The following is a 7312-nucleotide window of genomic DNA, read 5'->3' on the forward strand; positions in this document are numbered from 1 at the left end:
CCTAATAACGGGAGTTCGGTGTTAAAACGTTAAACTGATCTGAGTGCCATCTCTGGTTGAATCTAGCACAAAGCCAATATCAAGTTGTTCACAGAGCCTTTTAACAATATTTAGTCCTCGTCCTAGCCCTTCACTATCAGTCCCTTTAGTGCCAGCCTCAAGTACATGAGGATGTAACTCTGAACTTATTCCTTTACCAGTATCCGTAATGGTTAATACTGGCGCACAATAGCGGATACTAACGCAACCTTGTTCTGTGTGCTTGAATGCATTTCCGATTAAATTATTCAGTAAAATCAACAAGTTAATTGGCTCTATAGGTACTTCACATTCTCTATTGATTACCACATCGATATCAATTTCTGGGTTCTTCAAGTATTGATATTGTTGTAAAATACTTTGCTCTACTAGCTTTAATAATTTACTCGTCCCGTTGGTTTCATGATCTTCTCTTGCCAACGCAAGCAGTGCTTGCAAACTTTGCTCTATTTGATGTTGTGCATTTTCTATACGATACATCAACTTTAACTGCTGCTCATCTAAATTTGTTTGCTTAAGCAAGGTAATCGCACCTTGGCTAATCGTTACTGGTGTGCGTAACTCATGCGACACGTCTCTGGTAAAGTTTTGCTCACGGGTCACAAATGACCGAATTCTCTTCAACGCAGCTTCCAATGTCATTGCAAAAGTACCGATTTCATCATTTTTAAACTTATGAGCAAATCCTGAAGGAAGCCTCTCAACTGGCGCAGTTTCAATAATTGCCATTAAGCTATCAAGTGGCTTGAGTAACCTTTTAGCCACACTATATGATGCTAACGCCATAACAACCGCAATTGATATTGCAATCGCCAACATAACGAATAAAAAATACAACATACCTTCTCTGAACTTTCTAACAATCAAATGATCACTGACTTCAGCCACCAAAAACCCAGGGGTCAAAGATATAAAGTGATAATGTAACCCGTTACTATCAGACACTTCTACACTTGTTGGGTCATTTAACCAAGATAGACGGACGGTGCGGGGCAACGTATCCTCGTTAGGGTAAAACCTAATAAACTCAAGCTTCGGATCGGGTAAGTTCCCTTGAGCTAGCTGCTTTTCCACTACCACCTGTTCATCTTTCAATAGCGCATAGAAAAAGTTGTCCTCTACATTATATGCAAATAGAAAACTCGTTATGCTATACAAAATACTAATTACGACGGTAGTACAAACGAAGTACCCTATTACCCGGTTTCTCAGTTGATCCGTTTTCATTCTTTAATCACCCATATCAGTTTCGTTATAAACTATCTAACGCAAATCCAACACCATGGAGCGTTTTTATTACAGGTTTATCAAATGGCCTATCTAGTACTTTGCGTAATTGATAAACATGCGATCGCAACGCATCTGAATCAGTATGTTCATCCCCCCAAATTTTATCGCATAACTCACTGCGACTCACTGCCCGAGGGTATGCTTCTAATAAAATTGTCAAAATTTGTAGTGGTATCGGTTGCAACATAATAGCTTGCCCATCACGGACAACCTGTTGAGTTTGCTTATTTAAAGACACTGGGCCAACTTGTAATGTATGTGTACAATTTAATAAATGACGTTGTGATAGTGCGTTACAACGCGCCCATAACTCTTCTAACGCAAAAGGTTTTGTTAAATAATCATCAGCGCCCATATTAAAGCCAATCAACTTATCTTCGAGCGTGTCTCTGGCCGTCAGCATAATGATCGGTATATGTCGCGTCGCGTTTGCCCTTATAGCAGAGCAGACCTCTAACCCATTACTTTTTGGCAGCATAATATCTAACACGATACAGTCATAATATTCACCAAGTGCCAGCTCAATTGCTTGTTCACCATTAATGGCAAAGTCAGTCACTGCACCATGCAACTGAAAATAATCGGCAATGTTATGACTAATATCGCTATGGTCTTCAACTATCAAGATTTTTAATGAATTGGCCAATGTAATGTGTCCTTGTGCATTAATGCTAAGTGCTGGCGAAAAATGGTGGCATAGCCTTCGTGAAAATTATGTGAAACGCGCGCTATCGCTTCTCAGCGAGAATAGACTTTATTCTCCCTTACTTTCGTGGTGTAAATGATGAAGTAGTACCTGAGAAAGTAAGGGCGTCCGAGTTCATCTATACCATACGAGACATCACGCCTCAGTTTCTTTTTAAGGTATAAATTAGGTATACTATCGCCATATGGATAAAAAATAACAATATCAACAAGGAATTACAATGAAACTTAAAGCATTACTTCTATCTTTGATGACACTAACAACCTTTGCTGCCACAGCGACGAATGATTTAACTGGCACAGTCAGTGAAATGAGCATACGCTCTGATAAGTTAAATAATGATCACATTATTTATTTTCGTTTAAATGCCCATAGCACCCATTCAACTTTCGCAAAATGTGTGGCCAAGGGTGCCAGCATAGTTTGGGAATTAGATCTCAAGTCCCCTGTATTTCAACAACAGTATGACTTACTCATGAGGTCATATAGTGAACAATTACCAGTGCGGGTAATCGGACAAGATAACGTCTGTAACACACACGATACCTCATCAGATCAAGTATTTGAATTAAGCCCTATAAATTGGAATGACTTGCTGGCTAAACCAGAAAATAGCATAGAGAATGACATGACAAACTGAGTATAGTCATACACTCAGTTTGTAGAGTTAAAGCCACATCCACAGTGGCTTTAACGACCCTTATTGAAGTCATTAATGACTTAGCGCGTAGCCACCCTTTAAATGACCTACATGCTCAAAGCCCAACCTAGTCAATGCATTCGCCGCCACCTGTGAACGGCTGCCACTGCGGCAAACCAAAATAATTTCCTCGCCCTTTTTGTAACTTTGTTGTGCAATAAAATTCGCTAACCGCGTCAATGGCACGTTATTATTAAATGATTGGTCGTGACTTAATGCATACTCATGTGGTTCACGAATATCAATCAGTTTAATATTGTGGTGACTTTGCATTCTGACTGCAAGAGAATCACTATCGTACTCGCTCACCTTAACGCGAGAGCATGGCTCTATAAACGCCCCACACATAATTTCACTGCCCTGCTCATCATCAATGTGCTTATCTAACGCAGTCTTTGCACTAATAAACTCATCAGCTGAAATTTGCGCGTCAATCACACTTTGCAGCAGGGCATTGCGATTAAGCTCTGCATCAAAGGTGGTTACAAACTCATTATGATAATCATGACTTGGACATAATAGCCCTTGCTTAGCCGTTAACTTAGCTAAAGACCTTAAACTGTCATACATCGCCGACGCGTTGCTAGATTCAAAATTCGTTCTACCAACACTCCCCATCAAAACTAAGTCACCACAAAATGTAAAGCGTGGGACCAAGTTTCCTTTAAAGAATTCGCTTTTATCACATAACAATAACGAGATACTATCACTTGTATGCCCTGGCGTAGCAACATGCACTAAACAGTGTTCGCCAAACTCAATATAGTTAAAAGACTGACCCTCAAATGTGTTACTCGCGCTGTTTAATGGCCACCCTAATTCATCACACTCTTGATCTGCTAAATGCGTTTGCGCCAAAGCAACGCGACCTGATACATGATCTGCGTGTCCATGGGTATCAATCGCCGCTATGAGCGACAACTTTTGACATTGTAAAATAGTCAGTAAACGGTTGCTTAATTCTGGGAGGGGATCAATAACTACTGCGCTATGAGTGCGTTTATCAGCATATAGCCATGTGCAACTTCCACCCACTTTTAATTGCAATAAGCCTTCTAACTCTTCACGTTCGTCAATAGCGCCGTCGGCACGCAATAAACAGCTGTGGCCTAGCGCTTGGGCACAATGTTGAATTCTTTCACAAGCCGCATCGATTTGGTGCTGTGTCATTGCAGGACCAAATGACATACGGATGGCCGATTCGCTTTGCCACTGCGCTAAACCCATAGCATCTAATACAAAACTACGAGTGACTTTCGAGCTACATGCGGAACCGGAACTTACACGTATATTTGCCGCATCAAACAAGTCCATGATCTCTTTAGAAGTGAACCCTGGGATAGAAAAATTCAGCGTAGTTGGCACGCTGTTATCAAAACTGTGATTAAATACCACTGTAGGGAAAGCATGTTTAAGCGATAGAGCCAACTGAGCACGAAACTGTTCGAGCACTGAGGTAGGGGAAAATTGCTTTTCCCCAAGACCCAATATTTCGTCAAAAATAACACTTAATGCAGCTAAACCTGGCAGGTTTTCAGTGCCTGAACGCAATCCACTCTCTTGACCCCCCCCCGCTATAAAGGGGGTAAAAGGCGCACCTTCTCGTATATAAACAAACCCGATCCCCTTAGGCCCGTAAAGCTTATGACCACTAAATGGTGCATAATCAATGCTGATATTCGCCAGGTCCATTTTAGTTTTCCCCAATGCTTGAACACAATCAACCATCCAATAAACATTAGGGTTAGAGGTACGAATCGTTTTTTCAAGTAACAGCAAATCTTGATATACACCCGTTTCGTTATTGACTGCCATAGTACAAATCATTAACGCATTAGGCACTTCTCGAGCAATAAATGCCATATCAAGCGTACCTCGCTCATCAACAGGTATCGCCACAATTTTAGCGTCAATCTCTAAAATTCGGTTCCAATGTTTTAATGACTCCGGTACAGCCTTGTGTTCGGTTGCGCCATATAAAATAGAATATTGCTCACCCACTTTCATTTGAGATTTTGCTGCATACAAAGCAGATAAAATACCCGTTTGAATACCTTCTGTCGCACCACTGGTAAAAATAACCTGACCAGCTCCAGCACCTAACACCTCAACTGCTTTGCGTCTTGACTGAACCATAATCTCTTTTGCCTGCAAACCACAAACATGGCTACTACTTGGGTTACCAAACATTGTTTCCATCGTCTTCATTGCCGCTGCCGCTGCACTTGGAAGCACCGGTGTAGTCGCATTTGCATCTAAGTAGATTTGTTTTAGTACTTCAGGGTTACGCATGAACTGACCTCAATATTGAGAACTAATTATATAGAATATAGCAGTTATAACTAAATAGTATATGTAATTACTTTAAGTAATATTAAGGAAGTTACGCATTATATTCAACCTTTAATTTGCTATTTATTGCGTCTGTACCACACATGAAAACCCAGTGATGCACCCACCGAACTCACTGTAAAACACCACAACCGTAAACAAAACAATACAAAACTCGCACATAAAGTTACATCTAAGTAAAAAAAATGTTTGTTTTATTTGTGAACAATGATAATAATTTGTGTGTTTTTTAACCACAACAACATGTAAAGGAAACACAATGCGTAAATTAAGTTCACTTACACTTGCTGTACTCACTGGTTTATCTAGCCAGTGTTTCGCTGCTGAAATGGTTGATATAGACCCAAAGAAAGCAATTGAAGGCAAATATATCGTTGTATTCGATACACCAAAAATAATTAACAATCTCGATGAAAAAGCCATTGCGACCTACATAGATCAACAAGTGAATATGCTTAACAGCAAATACAATGTCACGGTTGAGAAAAAGTTTGGTACTGCGCTAAATGGCGTTTTGGTTGACGCATCAGTTAAGCAAATTCATACCTTACTTAATGATCCGAGCGTTAAATATGTTGAGCAAGATCAAATTGTATCCATCACACCTTTGGTCTCAGCTAAAGCGGATCAAGGCAACGCAATCTGGGGTTTAGACCGAGTTGACCAAACTGATCTACCGCTTAACTCTAATTATCATTACGACTATGATGGCTCAGGTGTCACTGCGTATGTAATTGACACTGGTGTCCTTATCAGTCATAACGAGTTTGGCAATAGAGCAAGTCATGGTTATGACTTTGTTGATAACGACTCAAATGCAACAGACTGTAACGGCCACGGTACGCATGTCGCGGGCACAGTGGGTGGCAGTAGCTACGGCGTTGCAAAAAATGTCAATGTTGTCGGTGTACGAGTTCTTGGATGTAATGGCTCAGGAACTAACTCTGGTGTTATCGCAGGTATCAACTGGGTTAAAAATAATGCATCAGGGCCTTCTGTTGCCAACATGAGTCTAGGAGGCGGCGCATCTCAAGCAACAGATGATGCAGTTAACAATGCCGTAGCAGCAGGTATCAGCTTTGTTGTTGCGGCCGGAAATGACAATAGCAGTGCTTGTAATTACTCCCCAGCTCGCGCTGCCAACGCAATCACGGTCGGTTCAACAACCAGCAGCGATAGCCGCTCTAGTTTTTCAAACTACGGTAACTGCCTCGATATTTACGCACCAGGTTCAAGCATTAAGTCTGCATGGTATAACTCTAACTCCGCAACGAATACAATCAGTGGCACCTCTATGGCATCACCCCATGTTGCTGGCGCTGTTGCATTATACTTAGACCAAAACCCGAGTTTAACGCCATCGCAAATTGACAGCCTACTGGGCCAAAGAAGCTCTAAAAATAAAGTATCTGATGCCAAGTCTGGCTCGCCAAATGAATTGCTGTATACATTAGCGGGTTCTACACCACCTCCTCCACCGCCAGTGGTCATTGAACTTAATAATGGACAATCTGTTTCTGCCAGTGGTGCCAATGGCTCCCAAACGCTCTATAAAATAGCAGTCCCTCAAGGAAGCAGCTCTTTATCTATTAATCTAGCGGGTGGCACAGGCGATGCTGATCTATACACACAAGTAGGCCAAGAGCCAACCCTAACAAGCTACAATTGTCGACCTTATAAGAACGGCAATAGCGAGAGCTGTAGCTTTACAGACCCTTCAGCTGGCGACTGGTATATTTTACTTAACGGATATAGCCAATATGCAAATGCTTCTTTAACTGCTTCATTTGATACACAAGGTGGATGTGGTAGTAACTGTCTTGACAATGGCACACCAATCAACAATATTTCTGGTAGTCAAAATCAAGAGATTTTTTACACCATCGACGTACCTGCAAACGTCACGTTAAATGTCAGCACATCTAGCGGTTCAGGTGATGCCGATCTATATGTTCGGAAAGGCTCTAAACCGACCACAAGCAGTTACGATTGTCGCCCTTATGCAAACGGAAATACTGAAAATTGTAGCCTTAATTCAGGCCAAGGTGGTACTTACCACATTATGCTAAGGGGTTACTCTGCATTTTCGAACCTGACTTTACTCGGTCAATACTAACGAGTAACGCGGTAGAACTATATTAGGGCCAATGAATTGGCCCTTTTTTGATCATATCAAGCATAACGACTCACTAAACGTTCAGTCTGCCCCATTCTGTATTCCCCCT

At 41.3% G+C, this 7312-nt stretch carries 5 protein-coding genes; 2 read left to right on the forward strand and 3 right to left on the reverse strand.

Features of this window, described 5'->3' with window-relative positions; all coding sequences use genetic code 11:
• Positions 1 to 21: 21 nt before the first annotated feature.
• Complete coding sequence (locus tag J8L97_RS22040; protein WP_211052810.1) at positions 22 to 1266, reverse strand: HAMP domain-containing sensor histidine kinase; 1245 nt, start codon at positions 1264 to 1266, stop codon at positions 22 to 24.
• Between the two features lie 25 nt (positions 1267 to 1291).
• Positions 1292 to 1981, reverse strand: coding sequence for a response regulator transcription factor (locus J8L97_RS22045; protein ID WP_210997832.1), 690 nt, complete (start codon positions 1979 to 1981; stop codon positions 1292 to 1294).
• A 274-nt stretch (positions 1982 to 2255) separates the two neighbouring features.
• Here J8L97_RS22045 and J8L97_RS22050 point away from each other — a divergent pair, with 274 nt between their 5' ends.
• On the forward strand, positions 2256 to 2675 hold the full coding sequence (locus tag J8L97_RS22050) for a hypothetical protein (protein WP_211052811.1): 420 nt from the start codon (positions 2256 to 2258) through the stop codon (positions 2673 to 2675).
• A 72-nt stretch (positions 2676 to 2747) separates the two neighbouring features.
• Here the strand turns inward: J8L97_RS22050 and J8L97_RS22055 are convergent, their stop codons facing one another.
• A complete protein-coding gene (locus tag J8L97_RS22055) occupies positions 2748 to 5027 on the reverse strand; it encodes an aminotransferase class V-fold PLP-dependent enzyme (RefSeq protein ID WP_211052813.1) in 2280 nt (759 codons plus the stop codon).
• 319 nt (positions 5028 to 5346) lie between these two features.
• Here J8L97_RS22055 and J8L97_RS22060 point away from each other — a divergent pair, with 319 nt between their 5' ends.
• A complete protein-coding gene (locus J8L97_RS22060) occupies positions 5347 to 7203 on the forward strand; it encodes a S8 family peptidase (protein WP_211052816.1) in 1857 nt (618 codons plus the stop codon).
• The last annotated feature ends 109 nt before the right edge of the window (positions 7204 to 7312 follow it).

Origin of the sequence: Pseudoalteromonas sp. MMG012 (assembly GCF_018100875.1) — a bacterium.
In the GTDB taxonomy this organism is placed as follows: Bacteria; Pseudomonadota; Gammaproteobacteria; order Enterobacterales; family Alteromonadaceae; genus Pseudoalteromonas; species Pseudoalteromonas aurantia.

What these genes read in the sequence shown, in the direction of transcription:
- J8L97_RS22055 (WP_211052813.1), bottom strand. Translation starts at nt 5,027, where the DNA reads ATGCGTAACCCTGAAGTACTAAAACAAATCTACTTAGATGCAAATGCG.
- J8L97_RS22050 (WP_211052811.1), top strand. Translation starts at nt 2,256, where the DNA reads ATGAAACTTAAAGCATTACTTCTATCTTTGATGACACTAACAACCTTT.
- J8L97_RS22060 (WP_211052816.1), top strand. Translation starts at nt 5,347, where the DNA reads ATGCGTAAATTAAGTTCACTTACACTTGCTGTACTCACTGGTTTATCT.
- J8L97_RS22040 (WP_211052810.1), bottom strand. Translation starts at nt 1,266, where the DNA reads ATGAAAACGGATCAACTGAGAAACCGGGTAATAGGGTACTTCGTTTGT.